We start from the raw sequence: 24,442 nt of genomic DNA on the forward strand, positions 1-24,442 counted from the left end.
CCTCAGGCGCGGGCTTCGAATCGCAATACGTTATTGGCAGTGTCGGCGGCGGCAAGATCGTCGACGATCATCTGCTGCCACGCCGCTTCGAGTCCGGCGAGCCACGCCTCGGGGATGATTTCCTTCAGGCGTTCGGCCACCCGTTCGCATACCGATGCCTTGGTCGCGATGCGCAGCCAGGCCAGCGCATCGACCAGCGCCAGCGCGCGCTCGTCGTCGTCGCCCGCGGTCTGCAGCGCCACCGCCAGCGATGCCGCTTCCGGCGTGCGCTGCAATTGCAGCATGTCGATCATGTACATCTTGCACGCGGCCATCGAGCGCCGCGCTTGCACCGGGCGTTGTGGCGGAATCGCGGCGGTGGGCGATGGTGTCGTGGCGACGGGCGCAGGTGCGGGTTTCTGCACATTGGTGTGCGTTTCGCGCGCGGGCGTTGCGGAACGCACGCCTTCGGCGATGCGTCCGAACAGGCGTTTCCCCGACGATGTCACGGCTGCGACGGGCGTGCTGGTGCCTTGCACCAGATAGCCCGATGCGATCAACGCCTGGATCATCCCCAGCGATTCCACGCCGAGCATCGACACGATGCCATCAAGGCTGCGCTGTCCGTCGCAGAGAATCAGCACCTGGCGTTGGCGCCGACCGAGTTCGGAGCCGGTGCGGGCGAGGACGGCGCGCGCGAGTTCGGTCTTGTGCAGCAGCATGGCGGGGAGCATGCAAGTCGGGAGGACTGCGACGCTAGCGGCGGCGCATGTACATTCGATGACGCCAATGTGGCAACGGCGACCACGATTGGGCGACACTGTGGAAATGCCGGAACCCGTCACGAAACCCGCGCCGCGCCACATGCGATCACGTGCCTTGCGCGCGCTGCAGGCGTTCTTCCGGTTGGAAGCGGCCGGCGGCATGATGTTGATCGCCGCTGCGACGTTGGCGCTGGTGCTCGCCAATTCCCCGCTGCAACCCATGTATGCCGGATGGCGCGACTTGCCATTGCCGGCGGCGTTCCTCGGCTTGCATCTCCCGGCGTCGCCATTGCACTGGATCAACGATGGCTTGATGGCGGTGTTCTTCCTGCTGGTCGCGCTCGAAATCAAGCGCGAGATGGTGTCCGGCCAGTTGTCCGGTCGCAACAGCGTCTTGCTGCCGCTGGTCTGCGCATTCGGCGGGATGGCGGTCCCCGGCATCCTCTACCTGACGCTGGTTGGCAGCGATTCCGCCGCGCGCGCGGGCTGGGCGATTCCCACCGCCACCGACATCGCGTTTTCGCTCGGCGTGCTGGCATTGCTCGGCAGCCGCGTGTCGAACAGCCTGCGATTGTTGCTGTCGACGATCGCCATCGCCGATGACCTCGGTGCGATCCTGATCATCGCCTTCTTCTACGCCGGGCAGTTGTCGTGGCTGGCGTTGGCCTGCGCCGTCTGCACATGGTTGACGATGCTCGCGCTGAATCGCCTCGGCATTCGAGCTGTCGCGCCGTATCTGTTGCTGGGCGTGGTGATGTGGATTTGCATGCTGCAATCGGGTGTCCACGCCACGCTGGCCGGCGTGGTCACGGGGATGATGATTCCGCATCGCGACGATGGCGACGAAGTCGCATCCGGCACGCCGCTGGAATCGCTCGAACACGCATTGCATCCGTGGGTCGCCTACGCGATCCTGCCGCTGTTCGCGTTCGCCAACGCCGGATTGGCGATGGACGGAATGCATGCCGGCGATCTGCTGCACGGCATTCCCCTGGCGGTGATCGCCGGTCTTGCGATCGGCAAACCCGTGGGTATCTGCGCCGGTGCGTTGATCTGCCACCTTTCACGCATCGCGAAGTTGCCGGCGGGCGTTTCGCTGCGTGCCTTGCCCGGGCTCGGCATGCTCTGCGGCATCGGTTTCACGATGAGCCTGTTCATCGCGTCACTGGCATTCGGCGCGGACCACGCGCGCTTCGATGGTGCGGTGCTCGGCGTGTTGTGCGGATCGTTGCTGTCGGCGTTGCTCGGTTTGGCGTGGCTGCGCCTGGTTGCGAAACCGGCGGATCAATAAGCGATGCCGAGCTTGCGATAGAGCTTGGCCAGCACCCACAGGGGGCCGATCAGCAGATAGGTGAGATCGGTGAGGAAGCTGGGCTTGCGCCCTTCGATCTTGTGGCCGATGAACTGGCCGATCCACGCCACCACGAACACCGCCAGCGCCAGCCACGCCAGTTGCGCGCTGCCGATCGTTCCATGCAGCCAGCGCATGCTCCACGAGATGACGATGAACACCAGCAACATGCCGAGGCCGAGCGCACGCGACAACCGGAAGTAGTACGACCATGCGGCGAACATCGCGAATGCGGCCCACATGCCCGGGCGGAACCATGTGCCCGGCACCGGCACGCACCACAGCAATGCAATCACCGACCACAGGATGGCCGGCACGCAGAACACGTGGATCAACTGATTGACCGGATTCACGTGGTCGGCGGAGTAGCTGGAAAACCAGCGATCGACCGCGCGTTCGGTGGTGGCGTTCATGCCTCGATCCCGGCAAGGCGCTGCAGCGCTTCGGCGTATTTTGCCCGCGTTTTGGCGATGACGTCAGCCGGCACGTGCGGCCCCGGCGCGCGCTTGTTCCAGTCCAGCGTTTCCAGGTAATCGCGCACGAACTGCTTGTCGTAGCTCGGCGGGCTGGTCCCGACCTGATAGCTGTCGGCCGGCCAGTAGCGCGACGAATCCGGCGTCAGCATTTCGTCCATCACGTACAGCGTGCCGTGTTCGTCGGTACCGAACTCGAACTTGGTATCGGCGAGGATGATGCCGCGTTCGGCGGCGTAATCGCGCGCCCAGGCGTACAGCGCCAACGTGGCATCGCGCACCTGCGTCGCCAGTGATTCGCCGACCAGCGCGACCGCGGTGGCGAAATCGATGTTTTCGTCGTGATCGCCCACCGCGGCCTTGGTCGATGGTGTGAAGATCGCTTCCGGCAACTGTTGCGCCTGCTGCAATCCCGCGGGCAACGCGATGCCGCTGACCTTGCCCGTCGCCTGGTAATCCTTCCAGCCGCTGCCGATCAGGTAGCCGCGCGCGATGCATTCCACCGGCACCGGCCTCAGTTTCTTGGTCACCACGCTGCGCTTGGCGTACAGCGCGTGATCGACGCCGGCCGGCAACACGCTGGCGACGTCGTCGCCGGTCAGATGGTTGGGGAGGAGGTGCGCGGTCTTCGCGAACCAGAAATTGCTGATCTGGGTCAGCATTTCGCCCTTGCCGGGGATCGGATCGGGCAGCACCACGTCGAACGCCGACAGGCGATCACTCGCGACCATCAGCAGGCGGCCATCGTGCAGGTCGTAGACGTCACGCACCTTGCCGCGATGGATCAGGTCCAAGCCGGGCAGGTCGGATTGCGAGAGGGTGGTGGCCACGCGGGACTCCGGCAAAAAACCATTGTATCGGGCCGCGACCGGCGGGCGGGTATCATGCGAATCAGGGTAGGCCATCGGATTGAACAGGAGTCTCGCGCCATGCAATCCACCGTCATCGCACCGTCCATCCTTTCCGCCGATTTCGCCCGCCTCGGCGAAGAGGTCGACAACGTCCTCGCCGCCGGCGCCGACTGGGTGCATTTCGACGTGATGGACAACCATTACGTGCCCAACCTCACCATCGGCCCGATGGTGTGCGAGGCGTTGCGCAAGCACGGCGTGACCGCGCCGATCGACGTGCACCTGATGGTCGAACCGGTCGATGCGCTGGTGCCGATGTTCGCCCAGGCCGGCGCGACCCACATCAGCTTCCATCCCGAAGCCTCGCTGCATCCGCATCGCACCGTGCAGTTGATCCGCGCCAGTGGCTGCCGGCCCGGCGTGGTGCTGAATCCGGGAACGCCGGTCGATGTGCTCGACTACCTGCTGGAAGATCTCGAATACGTGCTGCTGATGTCGGTCAATCCCGGCTTCGGTGGCCAGGCCTTCATTCCCTCGACATTGCGCAAGACGCGCGAGGTGCGCGCGCGCATCGATGCCCTCGGCAAGCCGATCCGCCTGGAGATCGACGGTGGGGTGAAGCCGGACAATATCGGCGAGATCGCCGCCGCCGGCGCCGACACCTTCGTCGCCGGATCGGCCATCTTCGGCCAGTCCGACTATCGCGACGTCATCGCGCGGATGAAGGCCGCGGTCGCTGCGGTGCGCTGAGCACGAAAAAACCGACGCCCGAAGGCGCCGGCCGGAAAGGGTTGGAGGTTCCATCCCCCGCGTTTCCTCCCTGCTATGGCCTTCCATGCTGCAGATGCGGCATGACCGCGTCGTGACACCTCGTGCGGCGACATGACCAAATGTTCATGTTGGGGCAAGCCTGTGGGCACTCCGGCCGGCGCATCGTGGCTACACGGTGGATCTCCCACCGGTTGTCGCAACCCACACAGTCATGAGGAAGTCCAAATGAAGCTTTCCGCCCTGCTGTTCGCCGGCCTGTTGGCCTTCGGCGCCAATGTTGCCTTCGCCCAGGACGCCCCGGCGCCGGCTGCTGCTGCACCGGCCGATGCCAAGCCGATGGCCAAGCATCACCACAAGAAGCACCACAAGCATCACCGCCACCATCGCCATCACCACATGGCTGCGGCTGCCAAGACCGACGCCGGCATGGATGCACCCAAGGACGCGACCCCGGCCAAGTAAGGGACGCGTGCGTGATGCGGGGCCGCTGGGTCTCCGCATGGCGTCAGGACCGACGAACCGCCCGCCCTGCGCGGGCGGTTTCGTCTTGAAGGGTTGGAGGAACGGATGATGTGGCGGGCATTGAGCATCGCGATGCTGTTCGGATTGCCGGGACTGCTGGCCGCGTCCGCGCAAGCGGTGCCGATGGCCGTCGTGCAGACGAGCGGCGCGGAACCCGCAACGGCGGCGGTCGATCCGGGCAATGCGCGCGATGGCGTCGGCCAGCCGCACGGGAAGGTCATGCGCCGTTGCGCGCGCCGCAGCAAGCTGGGCATCTGCGAACGCTGGAACATGCCCAAGTCGACAGCGCCGGCGAAGCCGCGCCCCGATTCACGAAATCCACCGCTCAAGCATTAAGCTTGCGGTTTCGAGTCGAAGCGGAGTTGGTGCATGCGCATCCTGGTCATCGAGGACGATACGCAGACGGCGGATTTTGTCCTCAAGGGCCTGCGGGAAGACGGCCACACCGCCGATGGCGCCAGTGATGGTCGCGAGGGCCTGTTCCTCGCCACCACCGAGCAGTACGACGCCATCGTCATGGATCGCATGTTGCCGGCGCTCGATGGCCTCACGGTGCTGCGCACCTTGCGCGGGGCCGGCAACCGCACGCCGGTGCTGCTGCTGACCGCACTCGGCGATGTCGAGCATCGCGTCGAGGGATTGCGCGCCGGTGCCGACGATTACCTCGCAAAGCCGTTCGCCTATGCCGAACTGAGCGCGCGCCTCGACAGCATAGCGCGCCGCGGCAATTCCGGCGGCTCCGAGCCAGTGAAGCTGAAGGTCGCCGACCTCGAGCTCGACCTGCTCAAGCGCGAAGCAATCCGCGCCGGCAAGCGCATCGAATTGCAGCCGCGCGAATTCCGCCTGCTCGAATACCTGATGCGCCACGCCGGCCGCGTCGTCACCCGCACCATGCTGCTGGAATCGGTGTGGGACTACCACTTCGATCCGCAGACCAACGTCATCGACGTCCACATCAGCCGCCTGCGCCAGAAGATCGACCACGGCTTCGATCACCCGCTGTTGCAGACCGTGCGCGGCGCCGGCTACCGACTGGACGGCTGAGGTGACGCTGCATTGGCGCTCCACCAGCCGGCGCCTGGCGCTGATGGTGTCGGCCGCCTTCCTGCTGGCGTTCATGCTGCTCGGTGCCGGCGTCTATTTCGCGGTGTCGCATTTGCTCGGGAAGGACGGCCAGGACGTGCTGCGTTTGCAGACTGCCGGCCTGCTCGATGTCGCGCGCTCCGGCGGCTTGCCAGCCTTGCGCGAAGAGGTGGAGTCGCGCACCGAACAACCGGACGATCCCGACAGCGCCTTCGCGTTGTGGGATGCCAATGGCCGCCTGCTGGCCGGCGCGGAACTGCCATTGCCGTTGCCGCTGGCGTCGCCGCCCGTCAAGGGCACGAGCCGTCGCTACGAATTCGTGGATGAAAACACCGACGACGATGCCCACACCATGGCCCAGGCGACCCAGCTCGGCGATGGCAGCACGCTGGTGGTGGCGCTGCGCACGCGCGCGCAGGATGGTTTCCGGCGACTGATGTTGCAGGCATCGATCGCCGCGCTGGTCGCCGCCGTCGCGCTCGGTGCGCTGCTCGGCAGCCTGATCGCGCGCTGGGTGACCGAGCGCTTGCGCGCACTGGACGCGACTGCGCAGCGCATCACTGCCGGCGACATGACGCAACGCGTGCCCGGCGATGGCAGCGGTGATGCCTTCGATCGCCTCGCCCAGCGCGTCAACAGCATGCTCGATCGCATCGGCGGATTGATGGAAGGCGTGCGCGCCGCCACCGACCACATCGCCCACGACCTGCGCACGCCGCTGACGCGCCTGCGCAACCGCCTCGATGACCTGCGCGAGGACACGCCGCCGGGATCGTCGCAGCGCACATCGCTCGAGACCGCCGTCAACGACACCGACCAGTTGCTCGGCACCTTCGCCGGCTTGTTGCGGCTGTCGCGCATCGAGGCGCAAACGTTGGGGCCGGATGCGCCGCGGGTGCCGCTGTGGCGTTTGCTGGAGGATGCGCAGGAGATGTACGCGCCGATCGCCGCCGACCGCGGCATCCGCATCGAACTGGCAGGCGCGGACGCCGACACGCCGGGCGATGCCGACCAGTTGTTCCAGATGGTGCTGAACCTGCTCGACAACGCGGTCAAATATGCACCCGATGCCAGCGTGGTCCGGCTCGCGCTGCATTCGCGCGAGCATGTCGTCATCATTGATGTCGCCGACCAGGGCGCCGGCATCCCGGAACAGGATCGTCTGCGTGTGTTCGACCGTTTCGAGCGCCTCGAAGCGCACCGCGGTTCGCCCGGCAGCGGGCTCGGCCTCAGCCTGGTGCGCGCGATCGCCACGCGCCACGGTGGCCACATCGAATTGCGCGACCACGGCATGTCGGATGCCAGTCGGCCGGATTCCAGCCGCGGCCTGCTGGTGCGGGTTACTCTTCCGCGCGCCGCCGCTTGATCCTCATCGTCGATTCCATGCCCGATCCACGCCATTTCGTCGTCTTCGATTTCGACCACACGCTCTATCGCGGCGATTCCGGCAGCCATCTGTTCGCGTGGCTGATCCGTCGTGCATGGTGGCGACGCCTGCTGGCGTTGTTGATCGCGCCGGTGGCGCTGCCGATGGTCGCGTACCTGCCGACGCGCCGTCGCGGCATCTCCGCCTTTGTCTGGGCGGGAACGGTGGGCATGCAGCGCGATCTCGACAGCGTGATCGACCAATACGTCGCCAGCCATGCCGACGAGATCCGCCGGCGCCTGCTGCCGGATGCATTCAAGGTGCTGCACATGCATCGCGAGCGTGGCGACCTGGTGATCGTCGCGACCGGCGCGCCACCGGAACTGGCGCGGGCGATCCTCGATTTCGTCGCCCATGACGATCTGCCGGTGATCGGCACCGAGCTCGGGCCGCGTTTCGGCGGAATGATGGCGACCCGTCATTGCCACCACGACATGAAGATGACGATGATCCGCGATGCCGGTTTCACCGCACCGATCGATGTCGCCTACAGCGACAGCACCGCTGACCTGCCGCTGCTGCTGGCGGCGCGGCGTCCGGTGGTGGTGAACCCGAAGCCGGGCGCGGTCGAACTGTTCCGGCGCCTGCTGCGACCGGACACGCCGATCCTCAATTGGGGATGCCCGGGGCGGGGCGGCGACTAGGCGGAGCCGAGATATTTGACGAAACGGACGGTGCCGTCGCTGTAGTTGTTGTCGCGATAGAACTTGTGCGCGTCGGTGCGCTGCGAGCCGCTGGTCAGCTCGATGCGGGCCGCCCCAGTGCTACGGGCGCGACGCTCGGCTTCGCGCAGCAACTGGCGGCCGATGCCGCGGCCCTGCGCTTCCGACGTGACCACCAGCGCGGTGATGCGGCAGGTGGTGGTGTCCAGCGGCAAGTAGTACATGAAGTCGAGGGCGATCAGGCCCGAAACCGCGCCATCCGAGCCGCGCGCCAGGATCAGTGTCTGGCGGTCGTTCTCGATGATGGTGAGGATGCGGTTGGCGGCGTCCTGGCGATCGCAGGGATAGCCCAACGTGGTCAGCAGGGATGCCACGTCATCGGCATCCATCATCGTGGCCAGCCGCAGGTCGGCTTCGGGCAGAGCGTGCCTGTCCGAGCCCGACATGGTCATGCCTCAGCGGCTGCCGTAGAGGACGATGGTCTTGCCGCGGGCGTGGAGCAAGCCGTCGGCCTGCAGCTTCTTCAGCACGCGGCCGGCCATTTCGCGCGAACAGCCGACAAGTCGGGCGATTTCCTGGCGGGAAATGCGCAACTGGGTGCCCTGCGGATGGGTCATCGCTTCCGGTTCCTGGGACAGATCGTGCAGGGTGCGGACGATGCGGTCGGTGACGTCGAGGAAGGCCAGGCGCCCGGCCTTGCGCCCGGTATCGCGCAGGCGGCGGGTCAGCTGGGCACCGATCGCGAACAGGATCCTGGGCGAATCCGCGGCCAGTTCACCGGTCAGCAGCTGGGTCAGGTGCTCGTAGCTGATTTCCGCCAGTTCGGTCTGGACGCGGGTGCGCAGGGTGACTTCGCGGCGTTCGGACTGGATGTACAGGCCCATTTCACCGACGAATTCGCCCTTGCCGTAGTAGCCGAGGATCAGTTCGTGGCCGTCTTCTTCCTCGGTCAGGATGCTGACCGAGCCGTCAAGAACGTAATAGAGGGTGCTGGCCGGATCGCCGGGGCGGAACACGTCGACCCGCGATGGATAGCGGTGGCGCTGACAGCGTGACAGGAAGCGGTCGACTGTCGCTGCATCGAGGGACAACGGGCTCGCGGGAGGGCGTTGGGCACCGAACTGTGACAGGGCGTGATAGTTCATTCTGACCCGCTAGGCATGAAATCCCTCCAAGGGTATGGCGAAGAATTGTCCACGGCAACTCACGGCCGTCAGCGGCGGGTCGGCGGGGTTCTGTGGCGGGCTTCGGTTCAGGTTCGCGACGACCGTCATGAACCCGCTGTTTCGGGGGCGGGGGCTATGCCGCATAATCGCCGCCTTGCCGGACCCCGAGGCCCCCTGGTGATCAAGCCGCTGCCCCGTTTGAAGCTGCAAGGCTTCAACAATCTCACCAAGTCGCTCAGCTTCAATATCTACGATGTCTGCTATGCGGCGTCCGAGGACGAGCGCAAGCGTTACATCGAGTACATCGACGAGCAGTACGACGCCGATCGCCTGACCCAGATCCTCACGGATGTGGCGGAGATCATTGGCGCGAATATCCTCAACATCGCGCGCCAGGACTACGAGCCGCAGGGCGCGTCGGTGACGATCCTGATCTCCGAAGAGCCGGTGATCGACAAGGCCGATGCCAAGGGCGTGATCTCCGATGCGGTGGTCGCGCACCTCGACAAGTCGCACATCACCGTGCACACCTATCCGGAGACGCATCCGGACAACGGCATCGCGACGTTCCGCGCCGACATCGATGTCTCCACCTGCGGTGTGATTTCGCCGCTGAAGGCGTTGAACTACCTGATCGAAAGCTTCGAGTCGGACATCGTGATCGCCGACTACCGCGTGCGCGGCTTCACCCGCGACATCAAGGGCAAGAAGCACTACATCGACCACAAGATCAATTCGATCCAGGATTACCTGGCGAAGAACATCAAGTCGCGCTACGAGATGCTCGACGTCAACGTGTACCAGGAAAACCTGTTCCACACCAAGATGCATCTCAAGGATTTCGACCTCGATACGTATCTGTTCGAGGAGAAGGCGAAGAACCTCTCGTTCAAGGACCGGATGAAGATCGAGGCGCGCCTGAAGCGCGAGATCGAAGAGTTGTATCAAGGACGCAACCTGCAGGAGTGATGCGCGCTTCCGCGCGTTACATCCGGTACGCGACCGTCTTCATCAGCCAGCTCGCCGCGGTCATCACCGCGGGAATGGGGAACGGCAATTTGCGCGCGCCGGCGGCTTGCGCAGCATCGGCGTGGCGCGATTCATCGGCCTTCATCGTCTGCAGGATCGCGCGGCTGCGCGCATCGGCCACCGGCAATTCCTGCAAATGTTCATCGAGATGGGCTTCGACCTGGCGTTCGGTCTCGACCACGAAGCCGAGGTTCCAGCCATCGCCACGCAACCCGGCCAGTGCGCCGATGGCGTAGCTGCCGGCGTACCACAGCGGGTTGAACAGGCTGGGCCCGCTGTCGAGCTCGCGCAGGCGGTCCGCGCACCAGGCCAGGTGATCGGTTTCTTCCTGCGCGGCGTGCAGCAGGTGACTGCGGGTCGCGGCGTCGCGGGCGACGGCGGCCTGGCCGAGGTAGAGCGCCTGGGCGCAGACCTCGCCGACGTGGTTGATGCGCATCAGCCCGGCGGCGTGGCGGCGCTCGGGCGCGTCCAGCACCAGGTCGGCCTCGCCATTGCCGGGGTTGGGGCGCTCGGCCTGGGGCCGCCCGGCCACCGTCTGCACGGCGTTCTGGGCGTCGGCGAGCAGGGCGTCGAGGCGGGAGGGCTGGCGAAACATCCGGCATTGTTGCGCAAGCGCCGGATTCCCGCTATCATTCCGCCTCTTTTGTTCCACACATCGCACATCGCGTGGTGAAGTTCCGGTCCCCGGAACCAGCCCGACCATGTACCGATCACACAGAGTCAAAGCTCATGAAGACCTTTTCTGCCAAAGCAGACAACGTGCAGCAAGATTGGTACGTGGTGGATGCCGAAGGGCAAACCCTCGGCCGTCTCTGCGTCGAACTGGCCACGCGCCTGCGCGGCAAGCACAAGCCTACCTACACCCCGCACATGGATACCGGCGACTACCTCGTCGTGATCAATGCCGAGAAGATCGTGGTCACCGGCAAGAAATTGACGGACAAGAAGTACCACCGCTTCACCGGCTACATCGGCAACCTCAAGACCGAATCCCTGGGCCAGGCGCTTGAGCGCCACCCGGAGCGCGTCATCGAGATCGGCGTCAAGGGCATGTTGCCGAAGAATCCGCTCGGCCGCGCCATGTACCGCAAGCTCAAGGTCTACGCTGGCCCCGAGCATCCGCATGCCGCCCAGCAGCCCAAGCCGTTGTCCTTCTGAGAACTCACATGGCTATCCAGCAGAATTACGGCACCGGCCGTCGCAAGTCCTCCACCGCCCGCGTGTTCCTGCGCAAGGGTGAAGGCAACATCACCATCAACGGTCGCACCATCGAGGAATTCTTCGGTCGCGAAACCGCGCGCATGATCGTGCGCCAGCCGCTCCAACTGACCCAGTCGACCGACAAGTTCGACGTGGTCGTCACCGCCACCGGCGGCGGCACCACCGGCCAGGCCGGCGCCATTCGCCTCGGCATCGCCCGTGCGCTGGTCGAGTACGACGAAACGCTGAAGGGCGAGCTGCGCAAGGCCGGCTTCATGACCCGTGACGCCCGCGAAGTCGAGCGCAAGAAGGTCGGCCTGCACAAGGCACGCCGCGCAACGCAGTACTCGAAGCGCTAAGCTCTTCGCCTTCTGGCGTTGGCGCGTCGGCTCGCCGTACAGTTTGTACTGTCTTTGCCGACGCGCCTTAGCCAGAAGACGAATATCTACGCGCTTGCATTCAAATCTGCATGCAAGCGCGTTTGGTTTTACAATCGGATTTATAGCCCCGTCGCCAAGCGGTAAGGCACCTGACTCTGACTCAGGCATTCGGAGGTTCGAATCCTTCCGGGGCTGCCATACCAAGCCGGTGCGCCGGCACAGAAAGCCCGCCACCGTGCGGGCTTTCGTGTTTCAGGATACTGGGATCACGCACGCAGGACGGTCATGAGCGATATCAGCTTCCCTCCGCCGTATACGCCGCTGGAACGCTTCCACGAAGCGCTGCGCACGCGCGGGTCCGCAGTGCTGTCGTCGGCCGATGTCATGGCGCTCGCGAACGTCGATGCGGGTGCGTTCGCTGCCTTGCTGCCATCCTGGGATCACCTGCAACCGGACGGATATCTGCGCGATGGCGGGCGTTATCGCCGTCGCCGACATTCCAGTTTCATTGCCGAACACGGCGCGCTGTCGTTGCAGCCGCACCGCGCGCATTGGCAGCCGGTGGAATACAACGCGCTCCACGGCGGCATGCAGCGCTGGTTCGAGCCGGTGGAAACGCCGACGCTCGATCAGCCGGCATGGTCGCGATTGCTGCTGGCGCTGGCATCGACCTGCGATGCCTTGCAGCCGAACACGCCGCGCTGGCATGTCGAGGCGCATCAGTTCCGCATCGATACCGCCGACGGCATTGGCCGGCCAACGCCGGAAGGCGCGCATCGCGATGGCGTCGATTTCGTCGCCGTGCTGCTGGTCGCGCGCGAGGGCATCATCGGTGGTGAAACGCGGGTGTTCGATGTCGCCGGCCCCGATGGCCAGCGCTTCACCCTGGATGCGCCGTGGAGCCTGTTGTTCATGGAGGATGCGCGTGTCATCCATGAATCGACACCGATCCGCCCGCGGCCGGACACGACATCCGGTCATCGCGACACGCTGGTGGTGACGTTCCGCGCAGCCGGCTTTCTTGGCGACGCCTGACAGTTACAATTGAAACCGATATCAATACTTCGAGGCCACGATGAAACTGGGTTCACTGAAGGAAGGCGGGCGTGACGGCAGCTTGATCGTGGTCTCGCGCGATCTGGCGAAGGCCGTGCGCGCGACCGGCATCGCACCGACATTGCAGCGTGCGCTGGAAGATTGGACGAACATCGCGCCGCGCCTCAATGCACTGTCGGAAGCGTTGAACGCTGGCAATGCCGAAGGCGCGTTTGATCTGGAGATCGGCGATCTCGCCGCGCCGATGCCGCGCGCCTACGAATTCGTCGATGGCAGCGCCTACCTGCCGCATGTCGAACGCGTGCGTCGCGCCCGTGGCGCCGAGGTGCCGGAAAGTTTCTACACCGATCCGCTGATGTACCAAGCGGTGAGCGCCGGTTTCTACGGCCCTCGCGATGCCGTGAAAGTGGTGAGCGAGGACTACGGCATCGATCTCGAAGCCGAAGTGGTGATCGTCACCGACGACGTGCCGATGGCGGTGACACCGGAACAGGCGGCCGCACATATCCAGCTGGTCGGACTGGTGAACGACGTCAGCCTGCGCAACCTGATCCCACCGGAACTCGCCAAGGGCTTCGGCTTCGTGCAATCGAAGCCGCGTTCGGCGCTGTCACCGGTGTTCGTCACGCCCGACGAATTGGGCGATGCGTGGCAGGGCAACAAGCTGCATCGCGCGATGCTCACCCACATCAACGGCCAGTGGTTCGGTGCGCCGGAAGCCGGTGTCGACATGCAGTTCGATTTCGCGCAACTGGTGGCGCACGCGGCGAAGACGCGTCCGCTGAGCGCCGGCACCATTGTCGGTTCCGGCACGGTGGCGAACGAGGACACGTCGCTGGGTGCGTCGTGTTTCGCCGAGCAACGCACGGTCGAAACCCTGCGCGATGGCAAGCCGTCGACGCCCTTCATGAAGTTCGGCGACACAGTACGCATTGAAATGCTGGATGCAGACGGCAAGTCGATCTTCGGTGCGATCGAACAGAAGATCGAGCGCGCGGGTTGACCTCATGACCAATCCGTCACTGCGGTTGTTTGCCTATTGGCGCTCCAGCGCGTCGTATCGCGCGCGCATCGGCCTCGCGTTGAAGGAACTGCAGTACGAACTGGTGCCAGTCCACCTGGTGGAGGGTGGCGGCCAGCAGCATTCGCCCGAACACCATGCACGCAATCCGCAGGAACTGGTGCCGGCGCTGGAACATGATGGCCGCTTGCTCACGCAGTCACTGTCCATACTCGAATATCTCGATGAAGTCTGGCCGGATCGCGGCGTGCGCCTGGTTCGCGGTGATGCCGCGGATCGCCAGCGCATTCGCGCATTGGCGCAATCGATCGCCTGCGAGATCCAGCCGCTTGGCAATCTGCGCGTGTTGAAGGCGCTGGGCGCACTCGGCGCCAGTGAGGAACAGCGCCAGGCATGGGTACGGCACTGGACGAGCCTCGGCCTGCAGGCGTTCGAGGAGATGTTGGCGAGCTCGCCGCAGGGGCGCTACTGCTTTGGCGACACGCCGACGCTCGCCGATTGCCTGCTGATCCCCCAGCTTTACAACGCGCGCCGTTTCGACATGGATGTTGCTGCGTTCCCACGCATCGCCGCGATCGACGCCGTCTGCGCCGCGCACCCTGCCTTCATCGCCGCGCACCCCGACAACCAGCCGGATGCGCCGAAGAATAGTTGACAATGCATTTGCATTGACTTGGCAAGCCAAATGCATTACCATTGGCGCGGTCCAGGCCAAAATCGCACTGCTATGTCCACGACGCTCGAAGCCGAGTCCACCCTGACCGACCGCTACCAGACCACGGTGCCGGAGACGATCCGACGCGCCCTCAGGCTCGGGAAGCGCGACAAGATCCATTACGTAATTCGCTCAAGTGGTGAAGTCGTACTCACGCGCGCCGAATCCGCAGATGGAGACGACCCTGTCATCGAGCGCTTCCTGGAGTTTCTGGCGGACGATCTCGCACATCATCCCGAACGACTCCAGACGGTGGACACACGATTCGTGCACCGGCTCCGTGCATTGACGGAAGGTGTCGATATCAATTTCGATGCGGCCCTGTCTCCGGATGACGAATGAGCGCGGGGATACATGCGCCATTGGTCATTCACGGCTGGACGATTTTTGCGCACCCCTTGTTCCTCGGGCAACTTGATGCTCTGGCCCAACAGGTCGAATCCCTGAAGCAAAAAGATCCTGTCGGATACGTGGGGAAAAATGCCAGCAAAAGGCTGGCAGCCATTGTCAGGCTGGCGTTTGATGTCGTGCCGCGAGACCCTGCACGGCCGGAATACCGGCAAGGGCGCACGCTGGGCAACAGTCGCAAACACTGGTTCCGGGCGAAATTCTTCCAGCAATATCGACTGTTTTTTCGTTTTCATACCGAAAGCAAAGTCATCGTGTTCGCTTGGGTGAACGATGAAGGGACCAAGCGCGCATACGAAAGCAGTGACGATGCTTACCGGATCTTCGGCAAGATGCTGGATAGCGGGCGACCACCCGATGATTGGAATCAGTTGCTGGCCGAAGCGCGCGCCGAAACGATGAATTTGCAACAGCGTTTGTCATATCTCGATCCCGGACGCCATGGCGGCGAGTTCGGGACATGAAGATCAATACATATTCTCGAAGCCCTGACTCAGATTGGGCATCGTCGGCGGAGTGATCGCGCTGTCCTTCTCCGCAGCTTCTGGCGCAGCAGGCTTCGACGCCTCGGCCGCCGCCTGCGCTGCGAAAATTTCCGCATAGGGATCGTGGTCGGCATCGGCGCCTTCGGAGAGGCGGAACTTCACCGCCAGCCCGTCGCGCGAATCGGCCGCGTTCAACGCTTCTTCCTGAGTGATGCGACCCGCCTTCGCCAGCTGGAACAGCGACTGGTCGAAGGTGTGCATGCCTTCCTCCAGTGACTCCTCCATCGCCTGTTTGATCGCGTGGATCTGGCCACGACGCATCAGGTCGCGGATATGCGGCGTGTTGATCAGCAGCTCGGTCGCGGGCAGGCGCTTGCCGTCGACGCCCTTCACCAAGCGCTGCGAAATCACCGCATGCAGGTTGAGTGACAGGTTCATCAGCACGTTCTTGTGCGAGGCTTCCGGGAAGAAGTTGAGGATGCGTTCCAGCGCCTGGTCGGCGTTGTTGGAATGCAGCGTCGCCAGGCACAGATGTCCGGTTTCGGCGAAGGCGATCGCCGCTTCCATGATCTCGGCGTCGAGGATCTCGCCGATCAGGATGACGTCGGGCGCCTCGCGCATGGCGTTGCGCAGCGCGCTGTGGAAGCCCCTGGTGTCGATGCCGACTTCGCGCTGGTTCACCAGCGAACGCTTGTGGCGATGCAGGAACTCGATCGGGTCCTCGATGGTGAGGATGTGGCCGGTCATCGTGTTGTTGCGATGGTCGATCATCGACGCCAGCGTGGTCGATTTGCCGGAGCCGGTCGAACCGACCACCAAGACCAGGCCGCGCGGCGTATTGATGATGTCGCGGAACAGCGGCGGCAGCTGCAGCTCTTCGATGCTCGGGATCTGCGTGCGGATGGCGCGGATCACCATGCCGACCTCACCGCGCTGGCGGAACACGTTGACGCGATAGCGCCCGGTGTCCTGCAGCATCAGGCCCATGTTGAGCTCCATCTCGCGCTCGAACGTGGCCTGCTGTTCCTCGTTCATCAACGAATAGGCGATGCGCTTGACCAGCCCCGGTGGCAGCGGCGAGGTGCCCAGCGGGTGGATCTTGCCTTCCACCTTGATATGGATCGGCGCGCCGGTGGTGAGGAACATGTCCGACCCGTTCTTCTGGGTCATCAGCTGCAGGAAATTGGTGATGTCCATGGCGGGGGAACCCGGAACCTGAATTCGATTTGTCCATGGCATCACGCCGGGGGCGATTCTGCAAGCGCAGACACGGCAGGGCCTCAACCATTCGTGGCCGTATGGAGGGCATTTATCCGTTCCCTTCACCTGAATCCGGGCACGGGGCTTGCGGGTCGGGAAGGCAGGGGAGTAGGGTCGAATCGAGGCCAGCAACCTCTCTCCCCCACGGTGCCGATGGCGCCCCAACCCAGGAGGTTTTGCAATGTTCGAAGGGCAGCCCCAGGAATCGATCGAATCATTGATGAAAGCCAACCCCGAGTTCCGTCAGCTCTATTACCGACACCAGGAACTCGACAAGAAGACCGCCGAAGCCGGCTTGGGCGTCCTGCCCATCGATGACGCGACCCTGGGCAACATCAAGCGCGAAAAGCTCCAGCTCAAACAACAACTCAACCGGATCTACGCCGACCTCAGCCACTGAGGCGGGGCGGACAGGCAGCCGGCGCGGACGCATGGGCGTCTTCGCCGGCGTTTTTGTGTTCACGGTTGTGACGCTCGATCGGCGATAATGGTTCGTCGTCACAGTCCTTGTGTCTGGTAGCCCAATGAGCCGATCGAATACCGTCCGCGAGCTGATCAAGCGCGCACCGATCACCACCAATCCCACTGACCCGCTATCCGAGGCCTACCGCCTGATGCGCGAGCACGATGTCTCGCAGCTGCCAGTCCTCGATGGCGGCCACATCGCCGGCATCGTCGACGAATCCGACATCCTGCTGCACGTCTACGGCGACCCGAAGCGCTTTGCCGATCCGGTGTCGATCGCGATGGTCACGCGTCTGGAGTTGACTCCGGCGGGTGCATCGCTTGAAACCCTGTTGCCGATCTTCGAGCGCGGCCATGTCGCCATGATTGCGGAGAACGGGAAGTTGACGGGGTTGATTACTCGGGTGGATTTGCTGGATTGGTTGGGTAGTGCTGTTGCTTGACGTGACCCGCGTGGATCCAATCAGTGCTCGTGCAAAACGCAAGTGGCTGGCAACGTTCAGTCAGCTGCGGACGATTGCGCCGTTACGCGCGCTGTATCAGACCTTGCCAGTAGGTCTGCGCGCACGTGTTTCTCATCGCAATCTCGACAACGCAATCGCGGCGAGCAGTGCGACGCATTTCCCGAGAACACCTGGCTGGGACCGGCAGATTCCGAAGGATCTGCCAGTGTTCGGGTCTCGCGCGCAGCTCGGTGGCGAAGGAATCAACGTGTTCGGGTTCTTCAAGGGACAATTCGGACTTGCGGAAAGCGCGAGGCTGTATACGCGCGCGCTGATTGAGTGCGGTGTGCCGGTTGCCGTCAACAACATCGAGATCGATCAGCCTCACCAGGATGGCGATACGGATTTTGATGAGTTTCTCATTGACGATGCCCCTTATCCGACAACGATCGTCTTTGCGAATCCGGACCATTTTCTCGATCCTTCTTTCAAAAAAGTACTGAAAAAAATTCAGGGTACGCGAGTCATCGGCAGCTGGTTCTGGGAGCTTGAAGACGTGCCACAAGCGTGGTTGCCCGCGTTGGACATGGTCGACGGGCTACTGGTGGCGTCCCGATTCATCGAGGCCGCGTTCCGCAAGGTTACAGACAAGCCCATCACACGAGTGCCGATTCCGTTGCCGGTCGGACGGCCAGACAGCGGTCTCCAGCGCAATGATTTTGGTCTCCCCAAAGACAAATACATTTTCCTGACGACGTTCGATTTCAGTTCGTCGCTGGAACGTAAGAACCCCTTCGGGACGATCGCGGCGTTCAAGCAAGCCTTCCCTGAGCGGAATGACGTCCGGCTGCTCATCAAGTCCAGCAACGGTTTCCGGCATCCGCTGGAATTGCAGGAATTGATCAACATCGCCGCCGAAGACCACCGCATTATTTTTGTCGACCAAGTGGTCGACTCCGCGCATCTGAGATCGTTGCAGCGGTGCTGCGACGTTTATGTTTCATTGCATCGATCCGAAGGCTTCGGACTCGGTATTGCAGAGTGCATGCTCTTAGGCAAACCGGTCATCGCGACAGGTTGGTCGGGCAATACTGATTTGACGACCAATGGAGCATCAAACGTGGATTACGTGCTCGTACCGGTAGGAGGAAGATATCAGGGCGGCAATTCTGACCGCTGGGCGGAGCCATGCCTGAAGGACGCAAGTCGAAAAATGTGCATGGCGGTTCGTGGCCAATTGCCCCCGGCTGCCTTGCATATGCCGCAGGATGAAGTGATCGAGCGAATTTTGAGTGCAGCTGCCGTAGTTGGCACGCCATGAGGAGCGTTGGAGTCAACATGGCGCAGCGTGCCGGCGCAGCGTGGAAATATCGAGGCTTTATCCAGAGCTCCGTGTTGAACGAATTCCGGGTGCGTTTTTCGAGGAGTCGATTTGGCGCGTTGTGGATGATCCTGCAGCCGCTGGCCCAAGTAGGCGTCATGGCATTGGTTCTCTCGCGGGTGCTGGGTGCCAAGTTGCCCGGGGTCGGAGGACGCTACAGCTATGCGATTTACCTGATGGCAGGAATATTGTGTTGGAATCTTTTTTCCGAGGTGGTCATGCGCTGCCTTACGGTATTCATCGACAATGCCGCATTGTTGAGAAAAATCCAGTTCCCGCGCATTACTTTGCCGTTGATAGTTGGGGGATCCGCAATACTCAACAATTTGGCGTTGTTTTTGGCGGTGTTCATTTTGTTGGTTGCTTTCGGAGCGCCCTTGGCGTGGTCCATGTGTTGGCTGCCGATACTCATGATGATCACGGTCGCTCTCGCGCTGGGCGTTGGCCTGTTGTTCGGAGTATTGAATGTTTTCATGCGCGACATCGGCCAGGTTGTACCGGTGGTGCTTCAGTTCCTGATGTGGCTTACACCCATCATGTACCCGGTCAATATAGTTCCGCCTGGGCTCGTAAGGTTCCAGGAGATGAGTCCTCTGGTGCTTCTGGTAGAGGCCTATCACGACGTCCTCCTCTATGGACGTGCGCCGGAAATTGGCCCACTTCTCTATGTAGCCATCATCGCCACCCTCGTGTTGGGGATTGCTCTGGTCATGTTTCGGCGTGCGTCATCAGAACTGGTTGACGTCCTATGAACAGCACCATCTTGTGTGCAGAAAACATTGGCAAAGCCTATGCGAGCTATCGCAGCGAACTGCAGCGCATGGCGGGCTGGTTCGGAATACGGATAGGAGATCCCCATCTCAAATGGGTCATCAGGAACATCAGTTTTCGCCTGCATCGCGGTGAGGCCCTCGGCATCGTCGGGCAGAATGGTGCAGGGAAGAGTACGTTGCTCAAAGTGCTAACCGGAACAACCATCGCAACAGAGGGCGATGTGCGTTGTCATGGCCATATTGCCGCTCTGCTTGAACTGGGCCTGGGGTTCAATCAGGAGCTGACCGGCCGTGCAAATGCAATGCATTCTGCGGGGTTAATGGGAATCCCGATGGACCAGCTTGATCGGATCGTGTCGGAAGTGGAAGAGTTCGCCGAGATCGGAGAGTATTTTGATGAGCCTCTGCGCACCTATTCCAGCGGCATGCAGATGCGACTGGCCTTCTCCGTCGCCACGGCTCGACGTCCGGAATTGTTGATTGTCGATGAGGCGTTGGCGGTCGGCGACACATACTTTGTACACAAGAGCCTCCAGAGGATCCGAGGGTTCCGTGAGCAGGGCACGGCACTTCTGTTTGTCTCTCACGATCCTACGGCGGTGAAGACGCTCTGCGACCGAGCGATACTCATTGATGGCGGCCGAATGGTGCTTGATGGCGAACCGGCGGAAGTGCTGGATCTTTACAACGCCATGATTGCGGAAAAGGAAAACCGCACGATCAAGACCGAGCGCCGCCAAGCGATTGTTGCGACGGAGTCCGGAACGGGGGAAGCAACAATCGAGAGTGTGGCATTGCTCGATTCCAATGGGAGTCCAGTGGAGTTCATTGCTGTCGGAGACGAGGTCGCCATCCAGGTTAAGGTCCGGATTACGTCCCGGATTCCGACGCTGACGCTGGGGTATATGATTCGCGACCGCCTCGGACAGCCTGTTTACGGGACTAACACGGCCTATACCGATCAGTCCTTGGAAAGCCTTGAAGCCGGGGACATAGTCGAGTACATGATCCGCTTTCCAGTTGTGTTTGGGGTTGGAAGTTATTCGGTTTCCATAGCATTGCACAGCGCTGAGACGCATTTGGCAAACAACTACCAATGGCGCGATTACGCAATCATGTTCAATGTGGCGAACGTCAAATTCCCGTCATTCGTCGGTTTGGCTTATGCGCCGGCGTTGATTTCGATCGAACACAAAAGGGCTGTTTGCGATGCGTGAAAAAAATGCATCCGAGATTGTTTCCGAAGTCAGGAGGCGGCTGTCGCCTGCGGGCTTGAGTGAAGATAGGCCTGACGGCGGCTCGATAGGATGGTGGTCCGGGGTAAATCCCACGATCGAATATAAGGAGAGTTATGCGGTCGGAGATTTTTTGCGGTACTCCGATAGCGTCCTGGTTGAGGCAGCTTACCGCTGCATCCTGAAGCGTCCTCCAGATCCAGATGGCTTGGCTCATCATGTAGGCAAGCTCAGGGCCGGAGAAATCGATGTTGTCGACCTGCTCGCCGGGTTTCGGTGGTCGCCAGAGGGCGAGGTGCACAGAGTTCACATTGATGGCTTGCTCCTGCCTACCAAATTGAGGCAATGGAGCAAACTGCCTCTGATCGGCCGTGTCATTCGGTGGGGGCATGGTTTATATCGAGTGGGTAGCGTCGATCGACGAGTAAATGCGCGTGCTGCCCGGCAGGCGTATGAATTCAAGGAGCTAGGCGATCACTTGAACAGGTTGGCGGCTGGTGTTTTAAGCCAGTTTGCAGCAATCACCGAGAGGGCCGAACTTCGCGAAGGCCGTGCGAATCAGGCATTGCATGATATTGAAGAGGCAGTGGCTGGAGGACTTCGTGCAGCCGAGCAGCGAATTCAAGGTACGAATGACGAGGCAATTGGTCTGAAATCAAGGATGATGGATTTCGAACAGGGTCTCGCACGTGAACGCAAGGCTGCCGGTGTTTTGGCTGATGGCCTGAAATCAAGGATGATGGATTTCGAACAGGGTCTAGCACGTGAACACAACGCCACCGGTGTTTTGGCAGATGAATTACGCAAGCTTGAAGGTCGTGCATTGCAACTGGACAGTGGGATCACAGCCCTATCGAGCCATCATCATGTCTTCGAGCAGGAACTTGCACGGTTCAATCAGCTTGCCGTAGAGGCCCAAAGGGCGCGAGCGATCATCGAGAGCCACGAGCGTGAGCTTGAGATCGCGCGGGAAGCAGAAAGGCGCCTTGACTCCCTGTATGTCAATTTCGAAAGCCAGTTCAGAGGTGACAGCGCATTGTTGCGCGTACGGATGCTGCCATACATCGACATCCTGAGGGAGGCGGGGATCCTGGAATCAGGGTTGCCTGTTCTGGATGTGGCGTGTGGCAACGGTGAATGGCTGGAAATCCTCAGGGAGAACGGAATTGCTGCGTGTGGAGTGGACTCGAACAAGACGTTCGTTGAGCTCTGCAATGCAAAGGGGCTTGATGTTCATGCAATGGACGCCTTGGGATTTCTCAGAGGCCAGCCTGAATCGGTTTATTCCGCCGTGACCTCGATGCATTTGGTCGAGCATCTGGCGCTGATTGATCTGGTGGCGCTGTTGGATGAGGCGCACCGCACTTTGCAGCCAGGTGGACTGCTGATCCTCGAGACTCCCAATCCGGAGAATTTCGCGGTGAGCAGCATCGATTTTTATAATGATCCGACGCATCGGAATCCGATTCCCCCCAACACCTTGAAATGGATGGTTGAAGCCAGAGGGTTCACGCAGGCGAGAATTGAGCGATTGACCGCTGGGCGTGATTGGGGGGCACCGGATTTGCTCGATCCGGCACTGCCTGGAGCAAACTCGATCAATCAGCTCCTGAATCGGGCTCGTGCTGCACCGGATTACGCGGTGATCGGAGTCAAAGTGTGAAACAAAGGCTTCTGTTGACCGGCGCAACCGGATTCGTGGGGCGATTGATTCAGGCAGCGGGCATGCCTGGCTCCGAGTGGGAGTTATTCCCGCTCGACGGAGTCGATCTCCGCGAACGCCAAGTACTTGAAAGCGTGATCGCAAGCAAGGGAAAGCTGGATGGAGTCCTGCATCTGGCGGCACAAAGCTTTGTCCCGAAATCGTTCGACGATCCCCAAGAGACGTTTTCCACAAACATCATCGGAACGCTCAATCTGATCGAGGCACTGCGGCACACTGGATTTCAGGGTCGTTTTCTCTACGTCAGCAGCGGCGATGTGTACGGCAGGGTGGAAGAGGCGGATCTGCCTGTGCGGGAGTCGAGACTGCCCGCCCCCGGGAACCCTTATGCAGTCAGCAAGGTTGCTGCCGAGCAATGCTGCCTTGCTTGGCAGCGCGCCTACGGATTTGACGTCGTGGTCGCCAGACCTTTCAACCACATCGGTCCTGGCCAGGACGCACGATTCGTGATCCCGTCATTGGCCAGGCAAGTCGTGGCAATCAAGGAAGGGCGCCAGGAGCCATTGATTACGGTCGGAGATATTGATGTCACCCGTGATTTCACGGACGTGCGTGACATCGTGGCAGCATATTCCGCATTGCTGCACAAAGGGCACACCGGACGTATTTACAATGTCGGATCTGGGCGGGATCGCTCTGTGCGGGAAATGCTGTCCACCATGCTGGAGATCGAACAGGTGGAGGCCGAAATCAAGGTCGACGCATCGAGGTTGCGGCCTGGTGAGCAACGACGGGTTGTTGCGGATTGCACTCTGATACATGAAGACACCGCGTGGCGTCCAAAGATCGACATCCGCCGGACTCTTGAAGATATTCTGAATAATTCCAAGGAGAATCAATGAGCAACAAGAATGCGCTGATTACAGGAGTGACGGGTCAGGATGGTGCGTACCTTTCGAAGCTGCTGCTGGAAAAAGGTTATGGAGTGCACGGTATTCTCGCGCGTCGAAGCACTGATACGCTCTGGCGTTTGCGAGAGCTTGGGATCGAACGAGATGTCCATCTGATTGATGGAGATATCACGGATCTTTCGTCTCTCATTCGGGCAATGGAGGCCAGCAAAGCAGACGAGGTATACAACCTCGGCGCGCAAAGCTTTGTGGGAAGCTCTTGGCAGCAACCGCTGGTGACAGCGCAAGTCGATGGCGTGGGAGTAATCAACGTCCTCGAAGCACTGCGGGTAGTGAACAAGGACGCCCGGTTTTACCAGGCTTCGACCAGCGAGATGTTTGGACTGATCCAGGCCGAACACCAGAGCGAAACGACACCTTTCTACCCACGTAGTCCATACGGAGTCGCAAAGTTGATGGGGCACTGGGCAACCGTCAACTACCGGGAAAGCTTCGGGATCCATGCATCCAGTGGGATTCTCTTCAACCATGAATCGCCCCTCAGGGGGATCGAGTTCGTGACGCGCAAGGTGACTGATGGCGTTGCCCGCATCAAGCTTGGGCTTGCGAAGGAGCTGCGCCTGGGAAACATCGATGCGAGGCGGGACTGGGGGTTTGCAGGGGATTATGTCGAAGCAATGTGGCTGATGACCCAACAGCCGACAGGTGGCGACTATGTCGTGGCTACCGGAACGACAACAACGGTGCGCGAAATGTGCAGGCTCGCGTTTGAGCATGTGGGGCTGACAACAGAAGACCATGTTGTCATTGATCCGAAATTCTATCGCCCGGCTGAAGTCGACGTGTTGCTTGGTGATCCTTCAAAAGCAAAGCAGGTGCTGGGTTGGGAGCCGAAGACGGATCTCAAGACGCTGGTGGCGATGATGGTCGATGCCGACCTGCGTCGCCTGGCCTGATCCACGGAGCCGA

At 61.8% G+C, this 24,442-nt stretch carries 29 protein-coding genes, 1 tRNA gene and 1 pseudogene; 24 read left to right on the forward strand and 7 right to left on the reverse strand.

From position 1 onward, the window contains the following. Positions 1–2 precede the first annotated feature (2 nt). On the reverse strand, positions 3–701 hold the full coding sequence (locus Lysil_RS04085) for a hypothetical protein (RefSeq protein ID WP_129588351.1): 699 nt from the start codon (positions 699–701) through the stop codon (positions 3–5). Between the two features lie 106 nt (positions 702–807). On the opposite strand from Lysil_RS04085, the gene nhaA reads away from it, so the two are divergent. Continuing rightward, the gene (gene nhaA, locus Lysil_RS04090; protein ID WP_165782378.1) at positions 808–2,034 is read left to right on the forward strand and encodes a Na+/H+ antiporter NhaA; all 1,227 of its coding nucleotides are present in this window, start codon (positions 808–810) and stop codon (positions 2,032–2,034) included. On the opposite strand, the gene Lysil_RS04095 is transcribed toward nhaA, so the two are convergent. Next, complete coding sequence (locus Lysil_RS04095) at positions 2,028–2,507, reverse strand: Mpo1 family 2-hydroxy fatty acid dioxygenase (RefSeq protein ID WP_103074261.1); 480 nt, start codon at positions 2,505–2,507, stop codon at positions 2,028–2,030. The genes nhaA and Lysil_RS04095 overlap by 7 nt on opposite strands. Then, positions 2,504–3,397 (reverse strand): phosphoribosylaminoimidazolesuccinocarboxamide synthase, encoded by an 894-nt coding sequence (locus Lysil_RS04100; protein WP_103074978.1) that lies wholly within the window; start codon positions 3,395–3,397, stop codon positions 2,504–2,506. Before Lysil_RS04100 ends, Lysil_RS04095 begins: the two co-directional genes overlap by 4 nt. A 99-nt stretch (positions 3,398–3,496) precedes the next feature. Between Lysil_RS04100 and rpe the strand changes: the two genes are divergently transcribed. The 6 genes from rpe to Lysil_RS04130 all read left to right on the forward strand — a co-directional run bounded on the left by rpe (position 3,497) and on the right by Lysil_RS04130 (position 7,864). Further along, the gene (gene rpe / locus Lysil_RS04105; protein ID WP_103074262.1) at positions 3,497–4,168 is read left to right on the forward strand and encodes a ribulose-phosphate 3-epimerase; all 672 of its coding nucleotides are present in this window, start codon (positions 3,497–3,499) and stop codon (positions 4,166–4,168) included. Between the two features lie 246 nt (positions 4,169–4,414). After that, entirely contained in the window at positions 4,415–4,651 is a 237-nt protein-coding gene (locus Lysil_RS04110) for a hypothetical protein (protein WP_103074263.1), read from the forward strand. A gap of 108 nt (positions 4,652–4,759) precedes the next feature. Then, the gene (locus tag Lysil_RS04115) at positions 4,760–5,047 is read left to right on the forward strand and encodes a hypothetical protein (protein WP_129588352.1); all 288 of its coding nucleotides are present in this window, start codon (positions 4,760–4,762) and stop codon (positions 5,045–5,047) included. Positions 5,048–5,080: 33 nt separating this feature from the next. Beyond that, positions 5,081–5,755, forward strand: a complete 675-nt coding sequence (locus tag Lysil_RS04120) for a response regulator transcription factor (RefSeq protein ID WP_103074265.1) — start codon at positions 5,081–5,083, stop codon at positions 5,753–5,755. A 1-nt stretch (position 5,756) separates the two neighbouring features. Continuing rightward, on the forward strand, positions 5,757–7,160 hold the full coding sequence (locus Lysil_RS04125) for a sensor histidine kinase (RefSeq protein ID WP_129588353.1): 1,404 nt from the start codon (positions 5,757–5,759) through the stop codon (positions 7,158–7,160). A gap of 5 nt (positions 7,161–7,165) precedes the next feature. Beyond that, positions 7,166–7,864, forward strand: coding sequence for a haloacid dehalogenase-like hydrolase (locus Lysil_RS04130; RefSeq protein WP_425477147.1), 699 nt, complete (start codon positions 7,166–7,168; stop codon positions 7,862–7,864). Here the strand turns inward: Lysil_RS04130 and Lysil_RS04135 are convergent. Together Lysil_RS04135 and crp are read right to left on the reverse strand one after the other, a co-directional pair. Continuing rightward, entirely contained in the window at positions 7,861–8,328 is a 468-nt protein-coding gene (locus Lysil_RS04135; RefSeq protein WP_165782379.1) for a GNAT family N-acetyltransferase, read from the reverse strand. The two genes, Lysil_RS04130 and Lysil_RS04135, sit on opposite strands and share 4 nt — an antisense overlap. A gap of 9 nt (positions 8,329–8,337) precedes the next feature. Continuing rightward, positions 8,338–9,027 (reverse strand): cAMP-activated global transcriptional regulator CRP, encoded by a 690-nt coding sequence (gene crp, locus Lysil_RS04140; protein WP_103074268.1) that lies wholly within the window; start codon positions 9,025–9,027, stop codon positions 8,338–8,340. Between the two features lie 198 nt (positions 9,028–9,225). On the opposite strand from crp, the gene speD reads away from it, so the two are divergent. After that, positions 9,226–10,017, forward strand: coding sequence for an adenosylmethionine decarboxylase (gene speD, locus Lysil_RS04145; RefSeq protein WP_103074269.1), 792 nt, complete (start codon positions 9,226–9,228; stop codon positions 10,015–10,017). Between the two features lie 16 nt (positions 10,018–10,033). On the opposite strand, the gene coq7 is transcribed toward speD, so the two are convergent. After that, positions 10,034–10,672 (reverse strand): 2-polyprenyl-3-methyl-6-methoxy-1,4-benzoquinone monooxygenase, encoded by a 639-nt coding sequence (gene coq7 / locus Lysil_RS04150; RefSeq protein ID WP_103074270.1) that lies wholly within the window; start codon positions 10,670–10,672, stop codon positions 10,034–10,036. 134 nt (positions 10,673–10,806) lie between these two features. Here coq7 and rplM point away from each other — a divergent pair, with 134 nt between their 5' ends. From rplM to Lysil_RS04190, 8 genes are all read left to right on the forward strand, one after another. Further along, complete coding sequence (gene rplM, locus Lysil_RS04155) at positions 10,807–11,235, forward strand: 50S ribosomal protein L13 (RefSeq protein ID WP_103074271.1); 429 nt, start codon at positions 10,807–10,809, stop codon at positions 11,233–11,235. Positions 11,236–11,243: 8 nt separating this feature from the next. After that, positions 11,244–11,636: a 30S ribosomal protein S9 gene (gene rpsI, locus Lysil_RS04160; RefSeq protein ID WP_103074272.1), complete on the forward strand. Its 393-nt coding sequence runs from the start codon at positions 11,244–11,246 to the stop codon at positions 11,634–11,636. A 144-nt stretch (positions 11,637–11,780) separates the two neighbouring features. Next, positions 11,781–11,855 (forward strand) — tRNA-Gln (locus Lysil_RS04165). An 87-nt stretch (positions 11,856–11,942) separates the two neighbouring features. Beyond that, positions 11,943–12,692 carry a 2OG-Fe dioxygenase family protein gene (locus Lysil_RS04170; RefSeq protein WP_103074273.1) on the forward strand — a complete coding sequence of 250 codons (750 nt, stop codon included), beginning with the start codon at positions 11,943–11,945 and terminating at the stop codon, positions 12,690–12,692. A gap of 40 nt (positions 12,693–12,732) precedes the next feature. Continuing rightward, positions 12,733–13,716, forward strand: coding sequence for a fumarylacetoacetate hydrolase family protein (locus Lysil_RS04175; RefSeq protein ID WP_103074274.1), 984 nt, complete (start codon positions 12,733–12,735; stop codon positions 13,714–13,716). Between the two features lie 4 nt (positions 13,717–13,720). After that, positions 13,721–14,389 carry a maleylacetoacetate isomerase gene (gene maiA, locus Lysil_RS04180; RefSeq protein ID WP_103074275.1) on the forward strand — a complete coding sequence of 223 codons (669 nt, stop codon included), beginning with the start codon at positions 13,721–13,723 and terminating at the stop codon, positions 14,387–14,389. A gap of 72 nt (positions 14,390–14,461) precedes the next feature. After that, entirely contained in the window at positions 14,462–14,791 is a 330-nt protein-coding gene (locus Lysil_RS04185; RefSeq protein WP_103074276.1) for a type II toxin-antitoxin system PrlF family antitoxin, read from the forward strand. Next, positions 14,788–15,321: a type II toxin-antitoxin system YhaV family toxin gene (locus Lysil_RS04190; protein ID WP_103074277.1), complete on the forward strand. Its 534-nt coding sequence runs from the start codon at positions 14,788–14,790 to the stop codon at positions 15,319–15,321. Before Lysil_RS04185 ends, Lysil_RS04190 begins: the two co-directional genes overlap by 4 nt. A gap of 111 nt (positions 15,322–15,432) precedes the next feature. Here Lysil_RS04190 and Lysil_RS04195 read toward each other — a convergent pair. Next, positions 15,433–16,539, reverse strand: a pseudogene (locus tag Lysil_RS04195) (PilT/PilU family type 4a pilus ATPase); the annotation flags it as partial. Between the two features lie 244 nt (positions 16,540–16,783). Here Lysil_RS04195 and Lysil_RS04200 point away from each other — a divergent pair. From Lysil_RS04200 to Lysil_RS04235, 8 genes are all read left to right on the forward strand, one after another. After that, a complete protein-coding gene (locus Lysil_RS04200; RefSeq protein WP_103074279.1) occupies positions 16,784–17,002 on the forward strand; it encodes an HP1242/YdcH family protein in 219 nt (72 codons plus the stop codon). Between the two features lie 124 nt (positions 17,003–17,126). Further along, on the forward strand, positions 17,127–17,510 hold the full coding sequence (locus Lysil_RS04205) for a CBS domain-containing protein (protein WP_103074280.1): 384 nt from the start codon (positions 17,127–17,129) through the stop codon (positions 17,508–17,510). Further along, positions 17,497–18,831, forward strand: coding sequence for a glycosyltransferase (locus Lysil_RS04210; RefSeq protein WP_240600082.1), 1,335 nt, complete (start codon positions 17,497–17,499; stop codon positions 18,829–18,831). Before Lysil_RS04205 ends, Lysil_RS04210 begins: the two co-directional genes overlap by 14 nt. Positions 18,832–18,848: 17 nt before the next feature. After that, positions 18,849–19,643, forward strand: a complete 795-nt coding sequence (locus tag Lysil_RS04215) for an ABC transporter permease (protein ID WP_103074981.1) — start codon at positions 18,849–18,851, stop codon at positions 19,641–19,643. After that, complete coding sequence (locus Lysil_RS04220; RefSeq protein ID WP_103074281.1) at positions 19,640–20,881, forward strand: ABC transporter ATP-binding protein; 1,242 nt, start codon at positions 19,640–19,642, stop codon at positions 20,879–20,881. The genes Lysil_RS04215 and Lysil_RS04220 overlap by 4 nt, the downstream gene beginning before the upstream one ends. After that, positions 20,874–22,562, forward strand: a complete 1,689-nt coding sequence (locus Lysil_RS04225) for a methyltransferase domain-containing protein (protein ID WP_103074282.1) — start codon at positions 20,874–20,876, stop codon at positions 22,560–22,562. The genes Lysil_RS04220 and Lysil_RS04225 overlap by 8 nt, the downstream gene beginning before the upstream one ends. Beyond that, on the forward strand, positions 22,559–23,464 hold the full coding sequence (locus Lysil_RS04230) for a GDP-mannose 4,6-dehydratase (RefSeq protein ID WP_103074283.1): 906 nt from the start codon (positions 22,559–22,561) through the stop codon (positions 23,462–23,464). Before Lysil_RS04225 ends, Lysil_RS04230 begins: the two co-directional genes overlap by 4 nt. Beyond that, entirely contained in the window at positions 23,461–24,429 is a 969-nt protein-coding gene (locus Lysil_RS04235; protein WP_103074284.1) for a GDP-mannose 4,6-dehydratase, read from the forward strand. The genes Lysil_RS04230 and Lysil_RS04235 overlap by 4 nt, the downstream gene beginning before the upstream one ends. The last annotated feature ends 13 nt before the right edge of the window (positions 24,430–24,442 follow it).

It is taken from the genome of Solilutibacter silvestris, from assembly GCF_002895945.1.
GTDB classification, from domain to species: Bacteria; Pseudomonadota; Gammaproteobacteria; order Xanthomonadales; family Xanthomonadaceae; genus Solilutibacter; species Solilutibacter silvestris.